21 protein-coding genes and 4 tRNA genes are annotated in these 21,178 nt (G+C 62.8%); 20 read left to right on the forward strand and 5 right to left on the reverse strand.

Going from position 1 to position 21,178, the window contains the following annotated elements; all coding sequences use genetic code 11:
* Positions 1-215 precede the first annotated feature (215 nt).
* Positions 216-2,396 (reverse strand): DNA helicase II, encoded by a 2,181-nt coding sequence (gene uvrD / locus ACSHWJ_RS13010; protein ID WP_432539899.1) that lies wholly within the window; start codon positions 2,394-2,396, stop codon positions 216-218.
* Positions 2,397-2,570: 174 nt separating this feature from the next.
* Here uvrD and ACSHWJ_RS13015 point away from each other — a divergent pair, with 174 nt between their 5' ends.
* On the forward strand, positions 2,571-2,834 hold the full coding sequence (locus ACSHWJ_RS13015) for a YgaP family membrane protein (protein WP_010960338.1): 264 nt from the start codon (positions 2,571-2,573) through the stop codon (positions 2,832-2,834).
* 38 nt (positions 2,835-2,872) lie between these two features.
* Here the strand turns inward: ACSHWJ_RS13015 and ACSHWJ_RS13020 are convergent, their stop codons facing one another.
* Positions 2,873-3,304 carry an FxsA family protein gene (locus ACSHWJ_RS13020; RefSeq protein ID WP_010960339.1) on the reverse strand — a complete coding sequence of 144 codons (432 nt, stop codon included), beginning with the start codon at positions 3,302-3,304 and terminating at the stop codon, positions 2,873-2,875.
* A 47-nt stretch (positions 3,305-3,351) separates the two neighbouring features.
* Here ACSHWJ_RS13020 and cutA point away from each other — a divergent pair, with 47 nt between their 5' ends.
* From cutA to ACSHWJ_RS13065, 9 genes are all read left to right on the forward strand, one after another.
* Positions 3,352-3,675, forward strand: a complete 324-nt coding sequence (cutA, locus tag ACSHWJ_RS13025; RefSeq protein ID WP_010960340.1) for a divalent-cation tolerance protein CutA — start codon at positions 3,352-3,354, stop codon at positions 3,673-3,675.
* A complete protein-coding gene (gene dsbD / locus ACSHWJ_RS13030) occupies positions 3,648-5,897 on the forward strand; it encodes a protein-disulfide reductase DsbD (RefSeq protein ID WP_432539900.1) in 2,250 nt (749 codons plus the stop codon). The genes cutA and dsbD overlap by 28 nt, the downstream gene beginning before the upstream one ends.
* Positions 5,887-6,405 carry a TlpA disulfide reductase family protein gene (locus ACSHWJ_RS13035; RefSeq protein ID WP_041360860.1) on the forward strand — a complete coding sequence of 173 codons (519 nt, stop codon included), beginning with the start codon at positions 5,887-5,889 and terminating at the stop codon, positions 6,403-6,405. Before dsbD ends, ACSHWJ_RS13035 begins: the two co-directional genes overlap by 11 nt.
* A 110-nt stretch (positions 6,406-6,515) precedes the next feature.
* Positions 6,516-6,962: a type II 3-dehydroquinate dehydratase gene (gene aroQ / locus ACSHWJ_RS13040; protein WP_010960344.1), complete on the forward strand. Its 447-nt coding sequence runs from the start codon at positions 6,516-6,518 to the stop codon at positions 6,960-6,962.
* Positions 6,963-7,418 (forward strand): acetyl-CoA carboxylase biotin carboxyl carrier protein, encoded by a 456-nt coding sequence (accB, locus tag ACSHWJ_RS13045; RefSeq protein WP_010960345.1) that lies wholly within the window; start codon positions 6,963-6,965, stop codon positions 7,416-7,418.
* A gap of 42 nt (positions 7,419-7,460) precedes the next feature.
* Positions 7,461-8,807: an acetyl-CoA carboxylase biotin carboxylase subunit gene (gene accC, locus ACSHWJ_RS13050; protein ID WP_218801178.1), complete on the forward strand. Its 1,347-nt coding sequence runs from the start codon at positions 7,461-7,463 to the stop codon at positions 8,805-8,807.
* A gap of 4 nt (positions 8,808-8,811) precedes the next feature.
* Positions 8,812-9,693 (forward strand): 50S ribosomal protein L11 methyltransferase, encoded by an 882-nt coding sequence (prmA, locus tag ACSHWJ_RS13055; RefSeq protein ID WP_010960347.1) that lies wholly within the window; start codon positions 8,812-8,814, stop codon positions 9,691-9,693.
* A gap of 2 nt (positions 9,694-9,695) precedes the next feature.
* Positions 9,696-10,385 carry a DUF3426 domain-containing protein gene (locus ACSHWJ_RS13060; protein ID WP_010960348.1) on the forward strand — a complete coding sequence of 230 codons (690 nt, stop codon included), beginning with the start codon at positions 9,696-9,698 and terminating at the stop codon, positions 10,383-10,385.
* Positions 10,386-10,464: 79 nt separating this feature from the next.
* A complete protein-coding gene (locus tag ACSHWJ_RS13065) occupies positions 10,465-11,664 on the forward strand; it encodes a class I SAM-dependent rRNA methyltransferase (protein ID WP_218797542.1) in 1,200 nt (399 codons plus the stop codon).
* Between the two features lie 9 nt (positions 11,665-11,673).
* Here ACSHWJ_RS13065 and prmC read toward each other — a convergent pair whose 3' ends face one another.
* The 3 genes from prmC to hemA are packed head-to-tail and all read right to left on the reverse strand — an operon-like array spanning position 11,674 to position 14,874.
* Entirely contained in the window at positions 11,674-12,528 is an 855-nt protein-coding gene (prmC, locus tag ACSHWJ_RS13070; protein WP_432539901.1) for a peptide chain release factor N(5)-glutamine methyltransferase, read from the reverse strand.
* 4 nt (positions 12,529-12,532) lie between these two features.
* Complete coding sequence (prfA, locus tag ACSHWJ_RS13075; protein ID WP_010960351.1) at positions 12,533-13,615, reverse strand: peptide chain release factor 1; 1,083 nt, start codon at positions 13,613-13,615, stop codon at positions 12,533-12,535.
* On the reverse strand, positions 13,612-14,874 hold the full coding sequence (gene hemA / locus ACSHWJ_RS13080; protein ID WP_017364364.1) for a glutamyl-tRNA reductase: 1,263 nt from the start codon (positions 14,872-14,874) through the stop codon (positions 13,612-13,614). Before hemA ends, prfA begins: the two co-directional genes overlap by 4 nt.
* Before the next feature lie 332 nt (positions 14,875-15,206).
* Between hemA and ACSHWJ_RS13085 the strand changes: the two genes are divergently transcribed.
* The 10 genes from ACSHWJ_RS13085 to ACSHWJ_RS13130 all read left to right on the forward strand — a co-directional run bounded on the left by ACSHWJ_RS13085 (position 15,207) and on the right by ACSHWJ_RS13130 (position 21,039).
* Complete coding sequence (locus ACSHWJ_RS13085) at positions 15,207-16,910, forward strand: tetratricopeptide repeat protein (protein ID WP_432539902.1); 1,704 nt, start codon at positions 15,207-15,209, stop codon at positions 16,908-16,910.
* Positions 16,910-17,518: a lipoprotein insertase outer membrane protein LolB gene (gene lolB / locus ACSHWJ_RS13090; protein ID WP_010960354.1), complete on the forward strand. Its 609-nt coding sequence runs from the start codon at positions 16,910-16,912 to the stop codon at positions 17,516-17,518. Before ACSHWJ_RS13085 ends, lolB begins: the two co-directional genes overlap by 1 nt.
* A complete protein-coding gene (gene ispE, locus ACSHWJ_RS13095) occupies positions 17,491-18,366 on the forward strand; it encodes a 4-(cytidine 5'-diphospho)-2-C-methyl-D-erythritol kinase (protein WP_010960355.1) in 876 nt (291 codons plus the stop codon). The genes lolB and ispE overlap by 28 nt, the downstream gene beginning before the upstream one ends.
* 15 nt (positions 18,367-18,381) lie before the next feature.
* Positions 18,382-18,456: transfer RNA gene (locus ACSHWJ_RS13100), tRNA-Gln, on the forward strand.
* A gap of 33 nt (positions 18,457-18,489) precedes the next feature.
* Positions 18,490-19,443: a ribose-phosphate diphosphokinase gene (locus ACSHWJ_RS13105; protein WP_017364368.1), complete on the forward strand. Its 954-nt coding sequence runs from the start codon at positions 18,490-18,492 to the stop codon at positions 19,441-19,443.
* Positions 19,444-19,492: 49 nt separating this feature from the next.
* Entirely contained in the window at positions 19,493-20,101 is a 609-nt protein-coding gene (locus ACSHWJ_RS13110; RefSeq protein ID WP_010960357.1) for a 50S ribosomal protein L25/general stress protein Ctc, read from the forward strand.
* 13 nt (positions 20,102-20,114) lie between these two features.
* On the forward strand, positions 20,115-20,678 hold the full coding sequence (gene pth, locus ACSHWJ_RS13115) for an aminoacyl-tRNA hydrolase (protein ID WP_010960358.1): 564 nt from the start codon (positions 20,115-20,117) through the stop codon (positions 20,676-20,678).
* Between the two features lie 79 nt (positions 20,679-20,757).
* Positions 20,758-20,842, forward strand: a tRNA-Tyr gene (locus ACSHWJ_RS13120).
* A gap of 17 nt (positions 20,843-20,859) precedes the next feature.
* Positions 20,860-20,933 (forward strand) — tRNA-Gly (locus tag ACSHWJ_RS13125).
* Positions 20,934-20,963: 30 nt separating this feature from the next.
* A tRNA-Thr gene (locus tag ACSHWJ_RS13130) sits at positions 20,964-21,039 on the forward strand.
* Positions 21,040-21,178: the final 139 nt, after the last annotated feature.

Below are 21,178 nucleotides of genomic sequence, written 5' to 3' on the forward strand. Positions count from 1 at the left end.
AAAAGACTTCATCGTTTCCGGGTTTTGACCTGCCGTATGCGGAGCGGGGACTGGTTCACGGTTTCCAAGTCCGGAAAATCGGGGGTGGGCATGATTGGCATCAGAATTGCTGGATACATGGCGCATAACCTCACTTGAGTCTGGCGGTAAGGCGTCTTTGAACGGAGATCTGCGCATGGACGCGCCACTTTCCGCCAGCTTTTTTTCTATGCCCCTCAGATCGGTTCGAGCTTGGCATAGGCCAACATCAGCCATTTTGCGCCCACTTCCGCGAAATTGACATGGACCCGCGCCTGGGCTCCGTCACCCTCCCGTTGCAGGATCACGCCCTCGCCGAACTTGCCGTGGCGGACCCGCTGGCCCAACCTGAATTCCCCCGGAGCGTCTGCGCCGAGCATGGCCGACGCATCGTCCGACTGCATCGCCGATGCGACGGGCCGGCTGACACCGCCTTTCATCCTGACTTCTTCCAGACAGTCCGGCGGCAGTTCCCGCAGGAAACGGGATCGCCGCGGATAGGTCTCTTTGCCGTAGAGCCGACGGCATTCGGCGTGGGTGATATAGAGCTTGCGCCGTGCCCGGGTGATGCCGACGTAGCAGAGCCGGCGTTCTTCTTCAAGGCGGGCGGGGTCTTCCAGCGACTGCAGGCTGGGAAACAGGCCCTCCTCCAGACCGACCAGGAACACCAGGTCGAATTCCAGGCCCTTGGCTGCATGCAGGGTCATGAGCTGGACGCAGTCCTCGAAAGTTTCTCCCTGGTTTTCGCCGGCTTCCAGCGCCGCATGGGCGAGGAACTGGTCGAGGCCGCCCAGTTCGGGATCGATCAGCGGGCTCAGCTCGAACTGGCGGGCGGCGCCAACCAGTTCCTCCAGGTTTTCCACCCGGGCTTCCGCCTGCTCGCCTTTTTTCTTGCGGTAATGTTCCAGCAGACCTGAGCCTTTGACTGCGAGTTCGACCTGTTCCCACAGCGCCCGCCCCTGGGCCGCGCCAGCCATGGTTTCGACGAGATCCAGGAAGCCGGCCAGGGCGCCCGTCGCCCGAGCGGGGAGCACATTGTCGGCGATCAGCTTCCGTGCCGCGCTCCACAGCGAGAGCCGTTCGAAGCGCGCCAGTTCACGGACGAGATCGAGGGTCTTTGCGCCGATGCCGCGGGTCGGCGTGTTGATGACCCGTTCGAAGCCGGGATCGTCATGCCGGTTGGCCATCAGCCGCAGGTAGGCGAGGGCATCCTTGATTTCTGCGCGCTCGAAGAAACGCAGGCCGCCATAGACCCGGTAGGGGATACCGTGGGCCAGCAGCCTCTCCTCGAACTGGCGCGACTGGGCGTTGGATCGGTACAAAATGGCCGCGTCGCTGCGCCTTCCGCCTTCCCTCACCCAGCGGCCGATCCGGTTGACGACGAAACCGGCCTCGTCCTGCTCGTTGAAGGCGGCATAGACCGAGATCGGTTCCCCCCGGCCGCCTTCGGTCCACAGATTCTTGCCGAGCCGTCCCTCGTTCCGGGCGATCAAGGTATTGGCGGCGCTGAGGATGTTGCCGGTGGAACGGTAGTTCTGCTCGAGGCGGATCATGCGGTGGCGCGGATAGTCCCGCCGGAAACGGTGCAGGTTTTCGATCTTGGCGCCGCGCCAGCCGTAGATGGACTGGTCGTCATCACCCACCACGCTGAGATTGTCGCGGTCCTGGGTCAACAACCGCAGCCAGGCGTACTGCACGTCGTTGGTGTCCTGGAATTCATCGACCAGTACGTGCTGGAAGCGTTCCTGATAGTGGGCGAGGATGTCGGCGTCGTCGCGCAGGAATTCGTGGGTGCGCAGCAGCAGCTCGGCGAAATCCACCAGGCCGGAACGTTGGCACAGTTCCTCATAGGCGAGATAGATCCGCCGCATCTGCCGTTCGAACGGGTCGTAGGAGTCGGGCAGGTTCCTGGCCCGGCGGCCTTGATCCTTCTGGGCGTTGATGTACCACTGGATCTGGCGCGGCGGCCAGCGCGCCTCGTCCAGCTCCAGGGTCTTGAGCAGCCGGCGGATCAACCGGTACTGGTCGTCGGAATCGAGAATCTGGAAACCCTCGTGCAGTCCGGCGTCGGCGGCGTGGCGGCGCAGGAGGCGGTGCGCCAGGCCATGGAAAGTGCCGACCCACAGGTCTCGGGTCGACAGGTCGAGCAGCGCCTCGAGCCGCGCCTTCATCTCGTTCGCCGCCTTGTTGGTGAAGGTCACGGCGAGAATGGCGTGCGGCGAGACGCCCTCCGCCCGAAGCAGCCAGGCGATGCGGTGTATCAGCACGCGGGTCTTGCCACTGCCGGCGCCGGCCAGCACCAGCAGTGAGCGGTCCGGCGCGGTGACGGCCTCACGCTGGGCTTCGTTCAGGGGGGCGATGATATCGGTGATGTCCATAGATGGGCATTTTACACCCGTCTTGCGCAAGACCTGGGGAGCCTGCACAATCGAGCAGCTTTACCCCACGGATATGGCCCGATGCGCCATGCCCGTTTTCCTCGCCCGGTCCTCCATCCGCAGAGGGCACGGGTTTTCCGTCAAGCGACCGCACGTTCAAGAGGAGGTTATGACATGGCTTTTGATTATAAGAAAATGTTGAAACGTGAGCTCAACGTCGGCCTGAAAGATCGTCAGTACCGCATGATGGGTGGCGCCGCGGCGCTGCTGCTTTCGGTGTTCCTCGGCAACATCTTCCTGTTGCTGATCGGCATCGTCCTCGTGGCCACCGCGTTCATGCGCTGGTGTCCGGTGTATTCCGGCCTCTCCAAGAGCACCGTCGATCCGAATGAACCGGCCCCCGACAGCGGTTCCCATTCCGGTACCGAGTCCCACTGACGGGCCTCGGTCTCTCCGGGCGCAGGGAGGCGCCCTGTCTAATCCTCGCGCCGGAACTGACCTTCGATCGTGCGGGAACCGGAATCGGGCGGAGCCGCCGGCTGGAAACCCTGGAGCACGTGATTGACGAGATGGTCCGCCAGCCAGCGGCGCGACGCCGGCAGCAGCAGCACGAGGCTGGCCCCATCGGAAATGAAGCCGGGTATCAGTAGGAGGATGCCGGCAGCGAGGATCAGGCCGCCCTCGATCATGTCCTGCGCCGGGAGCCGCCCGGCCTCCAGGCTTTGCTGGATACGGCCGAAGGTTTTCAGTCCCTGGGTTTGCATGAGATAAGTACCGGCCAGTGCCGCCGAGCCGAGCAGCATAAGGGTCGGCAGGAAACCGAGCACGCTGCCGACACGGATCAGGACGTAGATTTCCGCGATCGGCAGCAGCAGTAGCGCCAGGATGGCGAGTTTCAACGGATTCATCGATACGGGTTTCTGTAATCTTTGAGAGAAGGGGCGCACTTTTTCCCATGACATCGGTCTACTGTCTAGTCGTTTGCAGTTGTCCGGATGAGGAAACCGCCGGTGTTTTGGCGGAAGGGCTGGTCGAAGGGAGGCTGGCTGCCTGCGTGAACATCGTCGCCGGGGTACGGTCGGTCTATCGGTGGCAGGGTGTTCTCGAGAAATCGGCGGAATGTCTTCTGTTGGCCAAGACTCGGGCATCCCGTCAGGCGGAGCTGCAGTCCTGGCTGCGGGCGCGACACCCTTATGAACTTCCAGAAATCATCGCGATCCCCATCCAGGGCGGATTGCCGGAATATCTCGAATGGGTCGGATCATGCGTGACGCCGTGAAACGGATTGGCTTGCTGTTGATTTTGGGATTGGTCGGCATTCCGGCACTCGCCGTCGATGGCCGCGACCTCCTGCCGCCGGAGCGGGCGTTCCCGGTAGCCGCCCGGCAGTCCGGCGCCGGCGTGGTTTCACTGGTGTGGGACATAGTGGACGGCTATTACCTTTACCGGAGCAAATTCAAGTTCGCATCGCGCACCGCCGGTGTCCGTCTGGGCGAGCCGGTCTTTCCGGAAGGCCACAAGAAGCACGATGCATTCTTCGGCGAAGTCGAAACTTACCGGGGACACATCGAGGTGCGGCTGCCTCTCGTTGCGGAATCCGCATTGCCGGAATCGCTGGAACTGGAAGTGACGGTGCAGGGGTGTGCCGATGCCGGCGTCTGTTTTCCGCCGTATCAGCGGCGGGTCGAGGTGAAGACCAGTGCGATCAGCGGTGGCGGCGCGTTCACGCGTCTGGCCGGTGCGCTTCGAAACGTCGGAACCGGCGCGGCGACCGGGGACCTGCTGCCGCCGGACCAGGCGTTCCGCTTTTTCGCCGAGGCGCCCACGGGGGAGATCCTCCGGCTCGGTTGGCAGATCGCCCCCGGTTATTACCTCTACCGGGAAAAATTCCGCATCAGCCTGCGCGATTCCGGGGGCGTCGCCCTGGGAGACTATACGTTCCCGCGCGGGGAGCCGAAGGTCGACGAAGAGTTCGGTGCGGTGGAGGTCTTCCACGGCGAGGTCGCGGTTGACGTCCCCTTGGTCCGGACTGACGCCGGTCCGCGCACCGTCACCGTGGAAGCCGGCTTCCAAGGCTGCGCCGAGCGCGGCGTGTGTTATCCGCCGATGACCAGGACGATCGATCTCGTTCTGCCAGCCGCTGCGGAAGGAAAAAGCGTCTCGGCGATGGCCGGAGCCACCCTCATCACCGAGCAGGACCGCATCGCCGACGGACTCTGGCGCGGTTCCCTCTGGCTCAACCTGTTGAGCTTCCTTGGTCTCGGCATCCTGCTCGCCTTCACCCCCTGCATCTTCCCGATGATCCCGATTCTTTCCGGCGTCATCGTGGGTCATGGCCATGCGATCACCACGCGGCGGGCGTTCTCGCTCTCGCTGGCCTATGTGCTCGCCCATGCCTTGGCTTACACCTGCTTCGGTGTGTTGGCCGCCCTGTTCGGTGCGAATCTCCAGGTCGCACTGCAGAACCCCTGGGCGATCGGGGTGTTCAGTGGTCTGTTCGTGGTGTTGGCGCTATCCATGTTCGGCTTCTACCAGCTTCAGCTCCCGACCGTCCTGCAGTCGCGGCTCGCGGCGCTCAGTTCGCGGCAGCAGGCTGGCAGCCTGGTCGGCGCGGCCGTGATGGGACTGCTGTCGGCCGGCCTCGTGGGGCCTTGCGTGGCGGCGCCGCTGGCGGGTGCACTGATCTACATCGGCCGCAGTGGCGATGTGCTGTTGGGCGGGCTCGCCCTGTTTTCCCTGGGGCTGGGTATGGGGTTGCCGCTCCTGGCGGTCGGGACCTCGGCGGGCAAACTGCTGCCCAAGGCCGGCATGTGGATGAATACCGTCAAGTCGGTGTTCGGTGTAGCCATGCTGGCGGTGGCGGTATCGATGCTGGAGCGGATCGTCCCTCTCTCCCTCGCCATGCTGATGTGGGCGCTGCTGCTCATCGTGCCGGCCGTGTACATGGGAGCGCTCGATGCGCTGCCCGCTGGGGCGTCGGGCTGGCGCAAGCTATGGAAAGGACTGGGAGTGGCGATGGTCGCCTATGGCGTGTTCATGCTGCTGGGGGTGGCAGCCGGTAGTCGCGATCCGTTGCAGCCCTTGCGCGGTGTGGCCGGCGCCTCCGCTACCGTCGCCGATGCCGGTCCGCCGCCTTTCGTGAGGGTGGCGAGCCTGGCGGATCTGGAGGCTCGTCTGGCTGAAGCCGCTGCCGCAGGACGCTGGGTGATGCTCGATTTCTACGCCGACTGGTGCGTATCGTGCGAGGAGATGGAGCGTCATACCTTCAGCGATCCCGTGGTCAAGGCGAAGCTGAAAGAGATGGTGCTGCTCAAGGTCGACGTCACCGAAAACGACGATGAGGACCAGGCGCTGCTGCAGCGCTTCGGTCTGATCGGTCCGCCAGCCACCCTGTTTTTCGGTCCCGACCGGAGCGAGCGGAAACCTTTCCGGCTGGTGGGGTTCACCGAGTCGGAAGAGTTCGTCCATCACCTCGAGCGGCTGTTCGACGGTGTCCGATAGGTTCCTTCTGATCGTGGTCGCTGTGTCGGCTCTCCTGGCAGGGGCGCTGGCGCAGCGCTGGCTGTCGGTTGCGGCCACCGACTGGCAGGGGCCGGAATCGGTGTTTCCCGACATGTCCGGGCGCCCGGTGCGTCTGTCGGATGAGCATTCCGAGGTGCTGCTGCTGAATTTCTGGGCAAGCTGGTGCGAACCCTGTCGTGAGGAGATGCCGATGCTCGACGAACTGCAGGCGGAATTCGGTCCGCGCGGGCTCAAGGTCGTCGGGCTGGCGCTGGAGGACCGGGCGGCGGTTGCGGCGTTTTTGCGGCGGCTGCCGGTGGGCTATCGCATCCTGGTCGGCGAGCGCGGCGGCGATGCGTTGGCCGCCCGCCTCGGCGACGCCGGGGGCGGTTTGCCTTTCACCGTGGCTTTCGATATCCGCGGGCAGGTGCTCGCGACTTTCCTGGGGTCCCAGACGCGGGACGGTTTTCTGGCGGTCATCGGGCCGCGGCTCCTGTCGCCCCGCTGACCGCCGCCAACGGTGGGTGTGGCTGCATTTGTGGACAAGATACCGTCATTTCGGCAGAATACCGCCGCCTGTTTGGGCGATTTCATCGAAATTAAGAGCTGGCACACGCAATGGCGGGTATCTTGGTGCTGAACGGGCCTAACCTCAATCTGTTGGGGGTACGTGAGCCGGGTATCTATGGCAGCGACACGCTTTCGGATATCGAATCGCGTCTGCAGGCACAGGCCAGGGTGGCAGGCATGCCGATCGATTTCTTCCAGAGCAATGCCGAGCATGCTCTGATCGAACGCATTCACCAGGCGTTCCGCGATGCGGTCGACATGATCATCATCAATCCCGGCGCCCTCACCCATACCAGCGTCGCTTTGCGCGATGCGTTGCTGGCCACCGCCGTGCCTTTCATTGAAGTACACATTTCGAACGTTCATGCGCGCGAGCCGTTCCGCCGCCATTCCTATCTTTCCGATATTGCCAGGGGGGTCATCTGCGGATTGGGCCCCATGGGCTACGAACTGGCGCTCCAGGCCGCCCTGCAAATGACACATAGGTCGTTATAGATGGACATTAGAAAAATAAAAAAACTGATCGATATCATCGAGGAGTCGGGTATCGCGGAGATCGAAATTCGCGAAGGTGAGGAGTCCGTCCGTATCAGTCGCTACACGTCCAGTGTGGCGGCTCCCGTTGCCGTGGCGGCGACGGCGGTGCCCGCGGCGGTGTCCCAGGTTCCGGCCGGGCAGCCGGCAACGCCACCCGCCGAAGCAGCCAGGGAAACCACCGGCCACGAAGTGCGGTCCCCCATGGTGGGCACTTTCTATCGGGCACCCTCGCCCGGTTCCAAGGCGTTCGTGGAAGTGGGGCAGCGGGTCGAAGTCGGCGACACGCTCTGCATCATCGAAGCGATGAAAATCCTCAATCAGATCGAAGCCGACAAGGCCGGCATAGTGACCAGGATTCTGGTGGAGAACGGTCAGCCCGTGGAGTACAACCAGCCGCTGTTCGTGATCGAATAGCCTGCGGCCCGTTTCGGCTCAACAGTCTCCAAGGTGCTCACTATGCTAGGTAAAGTCGTCATCGCCAATCGCGGTGAAATCGCCCTGCGCATCCTCCGGGCCTGCCGCGAGCTCGGCATCAAGGCCGTCGCCGTGCATTCCGAGGCGGATCGCGATCTCAAGCACGTGCGCCTGGCCGACGAGTCGGTCTGCATCGGGCCGGCGCCATCGCGCGACAGCTATCTGAATGTTCCGGCGATCATCAGTGCCGCCGAGGTCACCGATGCTCTGGCCATCCATCCCGGCTATGGCTTTTTGTCGGAAAACGCCGATTTCGCTGAAAAGGTGATTCAGAGCGGATTCATCTTCATCGGCCCGAGGCCGGAAACCATCCGGATGATGGGCGACAAGGTCGCGGCCATCGAAGCGATGAAAAAGGCCGGAATTCCCACTCTGCCGGGCTCGGACGGTCCGCTGGGAGACGACGAGGAAGAGAATCTGGCAATCGCCAGACGGATCGGTTTTCCCATCATCATCAAGGCCGCCGGCGGCGGCGGCGGGCGCGGCATGCGGGTCGTGCACAGCGAGGCCAGTCTTGCCGCTTCCATCGAACTGACCCGGAGCGAGGCCGGTGCCGCGTTCGGGAACGACATGGTATACATGGAGAAGTTTCTGGAGAATCCGCGTCACATCGAGTTCCAGGTGATCGCGGATTCATACGGCAACGTGGTTCATCTGGGTGAGCGTGATTGCTCCACCCAGCGCCGCCACCAGAAGGTCGTGGAAGAAGCGCCGGCACCCGGCATCACCCAGGCGCAGCGGGATGAGATGGGCATGCGTTGCGTGCAGGCATGCAGGGAGATCGGTTATCTCGGCGCCGGTACGTTCGAATTCCTCTACCAGGACGGTCAGTTCTATTTCATCGAAATGAACACCCGGGTCCAGGTCGAGCACCCCGTGACCGAGATGGTCACCGGCTTCGACATCGTCAAGGAACAGCTGCGGATCGCCGCTGGCGAGCCGCTTTCGATCCGCCAGGCCGAAGTGGAAATGCGCGGGCATGCCATCGAATGCCGGATCAATGCGGAGGATCCCGTCAATTTCATGCCATCGCCGGGGTTGATCGAGCAGTTCCACATGCCGGGCGGGCCGGGTATCCGCGTCGAGACCCACATCTATAACGGCTACCGCGTGCCGCCGTATTACGACTCGATGATCGGCAAGCTGATCGCCCATGGCGAGACCCGCGCCGGAGCGATCGCCCGGATGCGTACGGCCTTGAACGAGATGGTGATCGGCGGAATCAAGTGCAACATTCCGCTGCTGCTCGATATCGTCAACGACAGTGCTTTCGAAGCGGGCGGGCAGAACATTCATTACCTGGAGCAGAAGCTGGGACTCAAGCACTAGAGCCATGTGGCAGCAATTGATGGTGACCGTCGACGAGGATCTGGCAGAAGACGTGTCGGATGCGCTGATGGATGCGGGGGCCTTGTCCGTCAGTTTCCTGGACGCTGGTGACCAGCCTTTGTTCGAACCGCCGCCCGGGACGACCCCGGTGTGGGCGCAAACCCGGGTGGTGGGGCTGTTTGAGGAGGGGGGCGATCTGGCGGCGATCCGCTCGGCACTCGGCGGACGGTTCGGCGATGAAAGACTTCGGGACTGGAGCGAGGAAGCGCTGGCCGACCAGGTCTGGGAGCGGACTTGGCTCGAACATTTCCGGCCCATGCGTTTCGGCAGCCGGTTGTGGGTCTGCCCGACCGGCTTCACGGTCGAGGATACCGATGCCGTGGTAATGTCGCTGGATCCGGGGTTGGCGTTCGGCACCGGGACCCACCCGACCACCGCGTTGTGCCTGGAGTGGCTGGATGCGGCGGATTTGCAGGGCGCATCGGTGCTGGATTATGGCTGTGGCTCCGGCATCCTGGGCATTGCTGCGGCGCTGCTCGGTGCCGCCGGCGTCCATGCTGTGGACATCGATCCGCAAGCGCTGGCGGCCACCGTGGAAAATGCTCGAAAGAATCGGGTCGGGGACAGGATCGAGGTCGCCTCGCCCGGCGGGCTGGCGGATTTCGACAGCGACATCGCACTGGCGAACATCTTGGCCAATCCGCTGATGGAATTGGCCGACGCGCTGCGCTCGCGGGTGCGCCCCGGCGGCCGGATCGTGCTCTCGGGCATTCTGGCGGAGCAGGCGGATGCCGTGGCCTCGGTTTATGCGAGGAAGGGCTTCGAAATGGAGCCGGCGGTCTTCCGAGAAGGCTGGGTCCGGCTCGCCGGGGTGAGACGGACCTGAAGGTGTTTACCCGCTGCCCGTCCTGCGGTACGGCTTACGGTATCTCGGTGCGCCAGCTACGGGAAGGTCGGGGCGTCATGCTCTGCGACCACTGTGGGCGGGTTTTCAATGCCCTTCCGGGATTGGAAGAAAGTGTTCCCGATCCGTATTCGCGGCCGCCCAGGACCGGGGCGGGGCGCTGGTTCCGGGGAGGGAGGGGGAGAGAAGACCGGCCCGCCCGCCCCGGGTTTTTCCTCCGACTGGCCTGGGGTATCGGCAGCATCGCCCTGGCGATCGCGTTGCTCGGCCAGCTGGCCTATTTCGGCAGCACCCGTTTTGCCCAGGACGAAGCCCTGCGGCCGTGGCTGGTGATGCTGTGCGATGCCGTGGGATGCCAGGTGCCCCCCTACAGCGACGTCGAATCCATCCAGATCGTCGAGCGGACCCTGCGGCCGGTCCCCGCCACCGGTGGCTATGAATTCCGGCTGGTCATGGCCAACCAGTCCACGGCGGCCCAGGTATTTCCTTCGATCGTCCTGCGTGTGGTCGATCGGCAGGGGAAGCCGGCGGCGGGCAGGGTGTTTTCACCGGCGGAATATCTGCCGAAGGGATCCGGCCTGTCCATGATGCCGGTCGGGAAATCTCTGGAAATCCGTCTGGATCTGGCGAAGCCCAGTCGGGAGATCAGCGGCTTCACCTTCGAATTGATCTGACCCCGTTTTTTCAGGCGCTTCCCGTTCGGGAACCGCCTTTTCTCTTTCAAGCGCCGGGGGCGCTTGGGTTGGCGACGGTATGTCTGAATTGTCGGTATTGCGGCTGAAGAAGAACGAGGAGCGCCGTTTGCGGGCGGGGCACCTGTGGGTGTTCAGCAATGAGGTGGATGGCGAGAAGACGCCGCTCAAGCGGTTTGCCCCTGGCGAATACGTGATAGTGGAGGACTCCCGCCAACAGCCGTTGGGTCTGGCTTACGTCAACCCGGAATCGCTGATCTGCGCGCGTCTCCTGAGCCGCGACCATCGCGTGGCGATCGATCATGCCTTTCTGCTGAAGCGCCTGAGCAGGGCCCTGCATCTGCGCGAAATGCTTTTCGCCAAGCCTTATTACCGTCTGGTGTATGGTGAAAGCGACGGCCTGCCCGGTCTGGTGATCGACCGCCTGGGCGACGTGCTGGTGCTGCAGGCCAGTACGCTCGGCGCGGAGCGGCTGCAGGAGCAGGTGATGGACGTGCTCGACAAGCTGCTCTCACCCCGCACCCTGGTGGTGAAGAACACTTCGAGCCTGCGCCAGTTCGAGAAGCTCGAGAATTATGTCCGGGTGTTGGGTGCGCCGCTCGAGGGTCCGATACCGATCGAGGAGAACGGGGCGAGATTCCTGGTCGATCCGGTGGAGGGGCAGAAGACCGGTTGGTTCTTCGACCATCGTCTGAACCGGGCCGTGGCGGCGCAGTTGTCGAAATGCCAGCGGGTGCTCGATCTGTTCTCGTATACCGGGGGCTGGGGGGTGCAGGCGGCTCTGGGCGGGGCGGAATCCGTGGATTGCGTGGACAGTTCCGAATCGGCGCTCGCGCTTGCCGCTGAAAACGCCCGGCTCAATGGCGTGGCGGACCGTATGGGCTTCATCCGCCAGGATGTGTTCGAATTCCTGAAGCAGCTTCGGCACAAACGCCAGCGCTACGATCTGATCGTGGCGGATCCGCCCGCCCTCATCAAGCGCAAGAAAGACGTCAAGGCGGGAGTGGAAGCCTACCACCGGCTCAACCAGGCGGCCATGCAAGTGCTGAATCCCGGTGGGGTCCTGGTGTCGGCCTCCTGCTCATTCAATCTGCCGCGCTCCACCCTGCACGACATCCTGCGTACCAGCAGCCGGCATCTGGATCGGCATTTGGTGATCCTGGGCCAGGGTTGCCAGGGGCCGGATCATCCGGTTCACCCCGCGATTCCGGAAACCGAGTACCTCAAGACCTTCTTCTGTCACCTGTCGATGCCGCTCTAGGCGGTTCTTTTAGCTTTCGGGTGCCCGCAGCGCTGAGGTGACGCGTTCGTGACCCTGCAGATCGCGATGATGACGGACGTCGCGGTAACCCGCTTTGCCCAGGATCCTAGCAACTGCGTCGGCCTGGTCGAAACCGTGCTCGATCATCAGTCCGCCATCGGGCAGCAGACGCGGGCCGGCGTTGTCGGCGATCAGGGCGATGTCATGCAGCCCGTCTTTGACCGATACCAGTGCCTGTCGGGGTTCGTAGCGGAGGTCGCCGCGCAGCAGGTGCGGGTCGCTTGGGCTGACATAAGGAGGGTTGCTGACGATCAGGTCGAAACGAATATCCGCCGGCAGCGGCGCGAACCAGTCGCCCCGCAGAAACCGGACCGTTTTGGCACCGAGCGCGGCAGCATTGTGACGGGCCACCGCGAGCGCTGATTCGCTGACATCCACCGCCCAGACTTCGGCGTCCGGACATTCGAGGGCCAGGGTCACGGCGATGACGCCGCTGCCGGTACCCAGATCGAGGATGCGGGGGCGGTTTCTGCGGCAGGCTGCCTCGACGGCAAGCTCCACCAGCAGTTCGGTTTCCGGGCGGGGAATGAGTACATCGGGGCAGACCTTGAAGGATCTGGACCAGAATTCTCGTACTCCGGTCAGATAGGCGACGGGGACACCACGGGCGCGCGCCGCGATGGACGCCAGAAAGCGCCGTTCTTCGTCGGCTTGCAGCAGCCGTTCGGGCCAGGCCCGGAGATAGGCGCAGTTTTTCCCGATCACATGGGCCAGCAGCACCTCGGCGTCGAGGCGGGCCGTTTCGCTGACGGAGTTGAGTTCGCGGCTGGCGGCCTGCAGCGCTTCCCTAAGGTCGGTGGGCACGTCTTCAGCTTCCGGCCAGGCTGGCCAGCATGTCGGCCTGATGCTCCTGCAGCAGGGGATCGATGACCGGGTCGAGGTCGCCTTCCATGATGGCGTCCAGCCGGTAGATCGTGAGATTGATACGATGGTCGGTCAGCCGGCCCTGCGGGAAGTTATAGGTCCGGATGCGCTCGGAGCGGTCGCCGCTGCCTACCTGCAGTTTCCTCGATGCGGCGATTTCGGAATTCTGCTTTTCCTGGGCAGCGGCCAGGATACGGGCCTGCAGCAGCGACATGGCACGCGCCCGGTTCTTGTGCTGGGAACGCTCGTCCTGGCACTCCACCACGGTGCCGGTCGGAATGTGGGTGATGCGTATGGCCGAATCGGTCCGGTTGACGTGCTGACCGCCAGCGCCCGAGGCGCGGAAGGTGTCAATGCGCAGATCGGCCGGGTTGATGTCGATCTCGACATCGTCGAATTCCGGGAGAATCGCCACGGTACAGGCCGAAGTATGGATGCGGCCCTGGGCTTCGGTGGTGGGCACCCGCTGGACGCGGTGGGTACCGGCTTCGAATTTGAGCCGGGAATAGACATTCTGGCCGCTGATGCGCATCACGACCTCCTTGTAGCCGCCGTGCTCACCCTCGCTCTCGCTGACGATCTCGGCTCGCCAGCCCTGCCGTTCGGCGTAGCGGCTGTACATGCGCTGCAGATCACCGGCGAAGATCGCCGCTTCTGCGCCGCCGGTGCCGGCCCGGACTTCGAGGAACACGTTACGCTCATCGTTGGGGTCGCGCGGCAGCAGCAGAATCTGCAGCTCCTGCTCCAGCGCATCGCAGCGCTTGCGCCCGGTTTCGAGTTCTTCCCGCGCCAGGCTGCGGACTTCGGGATCCGGATCCTGCAGCAATGCTTGCGCATGATCCAGGCCCTCCAGCGTTTCCCGGTAGCGCCGGAAACAGGCGACACAGGGTTCGAGCTGGGCGTATTCCCGGCTCAGGGCCTTGAACCGGTTTTGATCGTTCTGGACTTCCGGGGTGGCCAGGAGGCCGGTGATTTCTTCGAAGCGATGGGACAGGTTCTCGAGTTTCTGTTGAACGGAAGGATTCACGTATCGGGGTCTTTGAGTTGAAAGAGTTCGCGCGCCACGGCGACGATGTCGGCGCGCTCGTTCACACCCGCCTGCCAGATTTGCGAGCTGGGCGCGTGAATGATCTTGTTGGTGAGGGTGTCCGCCAGCCAGCGCAGGGTGTCTTCGGCGCTTTTGCCGCGGCGCAGCTCCCGCAGTGCCCGTTGCAGAGCCGCGTCGCGGTGCAGTTCGGCTTGGCGCCGGACGTCGCGGATCGTTTCGGTCGCCGCCTGGGCCCTCAGCCAGCTCAGGAAATGTTCGACTTCCAGGTCGATGATTTCTTCGGCCTGCAGAGCGGCTTCCTGGCGGGTCTTGAGATTTTCCTCGACGGTGTGCTGCAGATCGTCGACGGTGTACAGATAGACATCCTGGAGCTGCTCGACCTCGGGCTCGATGTCCCGCGGGACCGCAAGGTCCACGATGAACATCGGCTTGTGGCGCCGGCTTCGCAGCGCGCTTTCGAAGCTGCCTTTGCCTAGAATGGGCAGGGGGCTGCCGGTGGATGCCACGATGATGTCGGCTCTGGCGAGGTGTTTGGGCAGTTCTTCCAGCGAGATCGCGAAGCCGCCGAACTGGTTGGCCAGTGTATGGGCCCGGTCGAAGGTCCGGTTGGCGATGATCAGGTGTCCGATCCGGTTCTCGGTCAAGTGCCGCGCGGTCAGCTCGATGGTTTCCCCGGCGCCGACGAGGATGGCGGTCAGATCGCCGAGATCGTCGAAAATGCGCTGGGCCAGCCGGATGGCGGCGAATGCGACTGAAACGGGGCTGCAGCCGATCGCCGTGTCGGTACGGACCTTCTTGGCCGCGGCGAAGGTGCGATGGAACAGCTTGGTCAGAATCTTGCCCACGGTGCCGGCTTCGCGCGCCGCCTGGTAGGCGGTCTTCATCTGGCCGAGAATCTGCGGCTCCCCCAGAATCATCGAGTCCAGCCCGCAGGCGACGCGGAACATGTGTCGAATCGTGCCGGCGTCGAAATGGGAGTAAAGGTATTGAGAGATGTCCTGATCGTCGAACTGTCGCTGGTCGCACATCCAGTCGACGATGGGGCGCTGGTCGCGCCCGTCGAGTTCGCAATATACCTCGGTGCGGTTGCAGGTCGACAGGATCGCCGCTTCCCCCACCTGCGGCAGGTCGATCAGGTCCCGCAGCGCGGATTGCAGCTGCTCTGCGGGGAATGCCAAACGTTCCCTGATCGAGACCGGTGCGGTGGTGTGATTGACGCCTAAAGTCAGGATCGCCATGGCGGGCAGGTGGGTGAAACAGACGCCGATTTTAATGAAAACGCGCCCCTAATCCAATTTCGCTTAAGCACAAGTCTTGCCGGTTCAACGGGAAAGGGTACAATTCCGCACGGAAAAATCGGTTCTGGCCCGCGTCGCAAGCAATACAGGCAATCCCTCGTTCTCCTCAAAATATCCCAGAATGTCGGCGCAGGCGGGATGCAGGGAAAGTTTTTAGCCCGTCCGGTTTCCTCTCTCAAGCCTTTGAATTCCTACGCGCAATTCGCGGGACGATAGTGCCTAAAATTCGGATACGAAAGTTCTGGCCCAGTGGTGCAGGTACTGTGCCAGGTGTGCTGTTGATTGCCCTGGCACTCGGGTGCGTGGGCCACAGGGCCAAATTTGCGGACGAAACGTTCTCGAGCGATGAGGCCGAGATCCGTTCCGCGGTCGAGCCGCTGCCGCCCAAAGCTCAGCTCGTCTACCTGGTGCTGGCCGGGGAGTTGGCCGGCCAGCGCGGCCGCTACGAGGTTGCGCTCGAGCATTATCTCCAGGCCGCGCGCCTGTCGCGGGACGGGCGCCTTGCGGAACGGGCGACGCAGATCGCCCTGTTTATAAAAAAATATCCCGAAGCGATCGAAAGCGTGGCGCTCTGGCTGAAGGCCGAACCCCGCCACGCGGGGGCCCGCCGCATGGCGACCCTGCTCTACCTGAAGGAAGGACGGCGTGACGAGGCGGTGACGCAGATGAAAGTGTTGCTGACGCTGCCGGACGCCGATCTGGAAAATACGCTGATCGAGTTGGTGAAGGTGCTCGGCAACGAGGTGCCCAGACAGGATGCAACGGAATTCATGGACGCCCTGTTGCGGGCATTTCCTGCCATGGCGGATCTCCATTTCGCAGCCGCCCTTCTCGCCGCCAACCAGGGCGAGTTCCAGCAGGCTCTGAGCGAAACCGAGGAGGCCCTGAAGCTGCATCCGGACTGGGGCCGGGCCCGAGTACTGCAGGCACAGGTCATGGCGCAGATGGGTGATTCGGCGACTGCCGGGGACCTGATACAGCGCGCGCTCAAGCGCGATCCGGACAATGCCAGGCTGCGCTTGATCTACTCTCAGTTTCTCATCAAATCCGGTGACATCGAAGGGGCGCGGCGGGAGCTGGAGCGTATCGTAGCCAAGGAGCCCGGCAATCAGGACGCCCGGTTCGGACTCGGATTGGCGCTCATCGATCTGGGCCGGCTCGATGCGGCCCGCCGCGAGTTCGCGGCGCTGGCCGCGTCCGAAAAATGGCGGGTTCAAGCCTACTTTTATCTGGGGCTGATCGATGCCCGCAAGGGCAGATTGAATGAGGCGCTGGACTGGTTCGACCGCGTCACGACCGGTCCGACCGAGTTCGATGCCCGGGTGAACGGCATTACCGTCCTGATCAGCCTGGGCCGTTTGACAGAGGCGCGAACCCGGCTCGCCGACATCCGCCGGCGTTTTCCGAACGAATCGGTTCGCCTGTATCTCCTGGAGGCCGAGCTGCTTTCCAAGAACCGAGACTACGAAGATGCCTTCAATCTGTTGACCGATGCGCTCGGCGAGAATCCGGGGCAGAGCGATCTGCTCTATGCCCGGGCTCTGGTGGCGGAGAACCTCGGTCGCTTCGACGTCCTGGAAGCGGATTTGCGCCAGGTGCTGGAAAAGAGCCCCGATGATCCCAACGCGCTGAACGCCTTGGGTTACACGCTCGTCGAGCGGGGCGAACGGTTGGACGAGGCCAAGGGCTATCTCGATCGGGCGATCCGGCTCAAGCCCGATGACCCGGCGATACTCGACAGTTACGGCTGGCTGCTGTACCGGCTGCGCAAGTATGCCGAAGCCATCGAATACCTCCGCCGGGCCTATGACAAGGTTCAGGATCCAGAGATCGCATCGCATCTGGGTGAGGTTCTGATGGAGTCAGGCCGGCGTCAGGAAGCCCGGAAAATCCTGCGCGAGGCATGGAAGAAGGCGCCCGAGCATGAGGACATGCAGCGGATCAGGGCGCGCTATCCGGAACTGCTGGCGCCGTGATGCGTGGTAGGCTCCGGCTTGCAGCGGTGTCGCTGACCGTATTGGCGGCGGCAACCAGTCTGCAGGGCTGCGGCCCTGCGCCGGTTCGGCCGGGGATGCCGGGCTCGGTCCGGTTGGCTGGTCTCGAACGCTGGCGGCTGGAAGGCCGGGTGGCGGTACAGACTGCGGATGACGCCTGGCAGGCCAGTCTGTCCTGGGATCACGACGGCCGCCAGGATCGGCTGTGGATTTCCGGTCCTTTGAATCAGGGAACGGTCTCGATCGTTCTCCAGGATGACTTGATCCTGGTCAACGAAGGCAACGGGAACGAGAGCATTTCCCGTGATCCCGAAGGGCTGCTGAAAGAAAAACTGGGTTTTTCGATTCCGCTGCCGAGCCTGCGCTACTGGGTCCTGGGAGTGGCGGCGCCCGGAGATGCGGGCGAAGAGATGGAGTTCTATCCGGACGGTCGCCTGAAGCACTTCAAGCAGGCGGAATGGTCGCTCGATTACGAGCGTTATCGCGATTGGGACCAGTTTACCCTTCCTCAGAAGGTATCGATCCAGGGGCGTTCGCTCAAGCTGAAACTGTTTGCGGACGAATGGACCGTCGGGAATCCTCCGTCATGAAGTCGCCTTCTCTGCGTTTGCCGGCACCGGCCAAGCTCAATCTAACCCTTCGTATCACGGGTCGCCGTCCCGACGGATACCATGATCTGCAGACGGTGTTCCAATTCGTGGACGTGTGCGACTGGCTCGAATTCCGCGCCGATGCCTCCGGCGAAATCCGCTTGCAGACTTCACTGGCGGGCGTGCCGGCGGAACGGAATCTGATCGTCCGTGCCGCCCGCCTGCTCAAGGAATATGCAGGCGTGGCCGCCGGGGCCGACATCGTCTTGGAGAAAAACCTACCGATGGGGGGCGGTCTGGGCGGCGGAAGCTCGAATGCGGCGACCACGCTGGTGGCGCTGAACCGCTTGTGGGATCTGGGTCTGGACCGGCAAACGCTGATGAATCTCGGTCTCCGCCTCGGAGCGGACGTGCCGATCTTCGTGTTCGGCGAGGGCGCCTGGGCGGAAGGTGTGGGCGAAAGGTTGCAAGTCCTGGAACTGCCCGAGCCGTGGTACGTCATCGTTGTGCCGCCATGCCATGTTTCGACGGCCGAGATATTCAACGCCCCTGATTTGACAAGAGATAACGACCCGATCACAATAGCGGACTTCCTTGCGGGATCCCATCAGAATCATTGCCTGGACGCCGTCGTGCGTCGATATCCCGTGGTGGGCGAGGCGATGTGCGTGTTGGGGCGATACTCCCGGGATGTCCGGCTAACGGGTACGGGTGCCTGCGTATATTCGGTCCACGGTAGCGAGGAAGAAGCCAAGGCCGCATGCGACGATCTGTCCCGCGATTGGGTCGCGATAGTGGCGTCCGGCCGCAACCTGTCGCCTCTGTACGAGGCGCTGAACGAACGATAGATTTTTTCGCATCTTTGGGGCGTAGCCAAGCGGTAAGGCACCGGGTTTTGATCCCGGCATTCCCAGGTTCGAATCCTGGCGCCCCAGCCAATTCCCTGTCTGCGTCGATATCTGGAGTGCACGATGACCGACACCTCCTTCATGGTGTTTTCGGGTAACGCAAATCTCCCCCTTGCCGAAGGCGTGGTACGCAAACTCAACATGCGTCTTGGCATGGCGACGGTAGGGCGCTTCAGTGACGGCGAGATCGCGGTGGAGATCGAAGAGCACGTGCGCGGGCGGGAGGTGTTCGTCATCCAGCCCACTTCGCAGCCCATCAACGAGAATCTCATGGAGCTTCTCGTCATGATCGACGCTTTGCGGAGGTCGTCCGCATCGGTCATTACCGCGGTCATTCCGTATTTCGGCTACGCTCGCCAGGATCGACGCATCCGTTCGGCGCGGGTGCCGATTACCGCCAAATTGGTGGCCAAGATGATCTGCGCCGCGGGCGCCGACCGGGTTCTGACCGTCGACCTGCATGCCGATCAGATCCAGGGTTTTTTCGACGTCCCTGTGGACAATGTCTATGCCTCGCCGATCCTGCTCGGCGACGTCTGGCGGCAGAAATATCCCGACCTCATGGTGGTTTCGCCGGACGTCGGTGGCGTGGTCCGGGCCCGGGCGCTGGCCAAGCGGCTCGACGACGCCGACCTCGCCATCATCGACAAGCGCCGTCCCCGCGCGAACGAGGCGAAGGTCATGAACATCATCGGCGATGTCAGGGGGCGCACCTGCGTCATGGTCGACGACCTGGTGGACACCGCGGGCACTCTGTGCAAGGCGGCGGGCGCCCTGAAAGAGCATGGTGCCGAAAGGGTGGTGGCGTACTGCACCCATCCGGTGCTGTCCGGTCCAGCCGTCGATAACATCGAGGCATCGATGCTGGACGAGCTGGTGGTGACCGACACGATTCCTCTGCAGGAGCGTGCCAGTGCCTGTAACAGAATTCGGCAGTTGACCATTGCCGAAATGCTGGCGGAGACGATCCGCCGGATCGCCATGGGGGAGTCGGTCAGTTCGCTGTACGTGGATTGATCGCGGTCCTCGTTTTTCAATATCTGCTAAGAGTATTTTGGAGAAAGAGATGGTAGGCAGTTTCGTATTCGAAGCCGAATTGCGGCATCAATTGGGCAAAGGGGCATCCCGCCGCCTGCGTCATGCGGGCAAGGTTCCTGCGGTGCTTTACGGAGGTGGGGGGGAGCCGGTGTCGCTGTTGCTGGATCATCACAAGGTAGTCAAAAACCTGGAAAACGAGGCGACTTACTCGCATGTGTTGACGATCCGTTTCGATGGTCGTGAGGAAAACGCCATTTTGAAGGCCGTACAGCGCCATCCTGCCAAACCCGTCGTGATGCACCTTGATTTCCAGCGTGTCAGCGCGGCGGACAAGATCCGCGTCCATGTGCCGCTCCACTTCATCAACCAGGAGTCTTCGGTCGGCGTCAAGAAAGGAGGCGTGGTTTCCCATGGCATGGTGGACGTGGAAGTCGACTGTCTCCCCAAGGATCTGCCCGAGTATATCGAGGTCGATCTCGCCCAAGTAGACATCGGAGGCATCATTCATTTGTCGGACTTGAAACTCCCGGCGGGCGTTGAAATTCATGCGCTGGCGCAGGGTGTCGGTCATGATCTTCCGGTGGCGTCCGTGCATGCGCCGCGTACCGCAGAAGGCGGCGAGGGTGGCGCCGGCTGACCGGTCCGGGTGTATGGTCAGACTGATCGTCGGTCTCGGCAACCCGGGACCGGCTTATGACAGAACCCGGCACAATGCCGGGTTCTGGTTCATCGACAGGTTGGCAGCCGCGCATGGCTGCGTCTTGCGGGAAGAATCCCGTTTTCATGGTCGCGTCGGTGCGATCAATCTGACCGAGCCCGTTCATCTCCTGGCTCCATTGACATTCATGAACCGGAGCGGGCTCGCGGTGGCGGCAATGGCCAGGTTCTACAAGATCGCCCCCGAGCACATCCTGGTGGTTCACGACGAGCTCGACTTCGGGCCGGGAGTCGTTCGCATCAAGCGGGACGGCGGACACGGGGGTCATAACGGTCTCCGTGACATCATGGCGCAACTGGGGAGCGGCGGATTTCTGCGGCTGCGGATCGGGATCGGCCGGCCGGCCGGATCCATGGCGGTGGCGGATTACGTGCTGGCCGCGCCGTCCGTCAGCGATCGTCAGGCTATTTCCGGAGCGATAGAGAAAGCCCTGGCCTGTTTGTCCGAATTATTGGCCGGTCATGTCGAACAGGTGATGAACCGTCTGCATGTCTGAGTGGTCGTGTCGGGTGTGGATAAGATACGGTTGCTTGACATGATTATAAGACTCTGGAACAATGCGCGCTTTCCGCTTTGGAGGGGTTCCCGAGCGGTCAAAGGGATCAGACTGTAAATCTGACGGCTCAGCCTTCGAAGGTTCGAATCCTTCCCCCTCCACCAATTGGATTTTGTGGTACGCGGGTGTAGTTCAATGGTAGAACCTCAGCCTTCCAAGCTGATGGTGTGGGTTCGATTCCCATCACCCGCTCCAGTGTTGTGATGGTGTGCTGAAGATTGAATGGCCCATATAGCTCAGTCGGTAGAGCACTTCCTTGGTAAGGAAGAGGTCACCGGTTCAAGTCCGGTTATGGGCTCCATCGTATAGCCGTTAAACCGTTTTTGAGTGAATTGAAATAGCCGAATCAGGGGTGTTGGCGGATGTCCAAAGAGAAATTTACGCGCACGAAACCGCATGTGAATGTGGGAACGATAGGTCACGTGGATCATGGGAAGACG

This window comes from Methylococcus sp. S1M (assembly GCF_051295855.1).
GTDB lineage: Bacteria > Pseudomonadota > Gammaproteobacteria > Methylococcales > Methylococcaceae > Methylococcus > Methylococcus capsulatus.

Coding starts and splice junctions, on each gene's coding strand:
- ACSHWJ_RS13015 (WP_010960338.1), top strand. CDS start 2,571: ATGGCTTTTGATTATAAGAAAATGTTGAAACGTGAGCTCAACGTCGGC.
- pth (WP_010960358.1), top strand. CDS start 20,115: ATGGTCAGACTGATCGTCGGTCTCGGCAACCCGGGACCGGCTTATGAC.
- aroQ (WP_010960344.1), top strand. CDS start 6,516: ATGGCGGGTATCTTGGTGCTGAACGGGCCTAACCTCAATCTGTTGGGG.
- ACSHWJ_RS13065 (WP_218797542.1), top strand. CDS start 10,465: ATGTCTGAATTGTCGGTATTGCGGCTGAAGAAGAACGAGGAGCGCCGT.
- accB (WP_010960345.1), top strand. CDS start 6,963: ATGGACATTAGAAAAATAAAAAAACTGATCGATATCATCGAGGAGTCG.
- cutA (WP_010960340.1), top strand. CDS start 3,352: ATGACATCGGTCTACTGTCTAGTCGTTTGCAGTTGTCCGGATGAGGAA.
- lolB (WP_010960354.1), top strand. CDS start 16,910: ATGCGTGGTAGGCTCCGGCTTGCAGCGGTGTCGCTGACCGTATTGGCG.
- accC (WP_218801178.1), top strand. CDS start 7,461: ATGCTAGGTAAAGTCGTCATCGCCAATCGCGGTGAAATCGCCCTGCGC.
- ACSHWJ_RS13020 (WP_010960339.1), bottom strand. CDS start 3,304: ATGAATCCGTTGAAACTCGCCATCCTGGCGCTACTGCTGCTGCCGATC.
- ACSHWJ_RS13110 (WP_010960357.1), top strand. CDS start 19,493: ATGGTAGGCAGTTTCGTATTCGAAGCCGAATTGCGGCATCAATTGGGC.
- prmA (WP_010960347.1), top strand. CDS start 8,812: ATGTGGCAGCAATTGATGGTGACCGTCGACGAGGATCTGGCAGAAGAC.
- hemA (WP_017364364.1), bottom strand. CDS start 14,874: ATGGCGATCCTGACTTTAGGCGTCAATCACACCACCGCACCGGTCTCG.
- uvrD (WP_432539899.1), bottom strand. CDS start 2,396: ATGGACATCACCGATATCATCGCCCCCCTGAACGAAGCCCAGCGTGAG.
- ACSHWJ_RS13105 (WP_017364368.1), top strand. CDS start 18,490: ATGACCGACACCTCCTTCATGGTGTTTTCGGGTAACGCAAATCTCCCC.
- dsbD (WP_432539900.1), top strand. CDS start 3,648: ATGGGTCGGATCATGCGTGACGCCGTGAAACGGATTGGCTTGCTGTTG.
- ispE (WP_010960355.1), top strand. CDS start 17,491: ATGGACCGTCGGGAATCCTCCGTCATGAAGTCGCCTTCTCTGCGTTTG.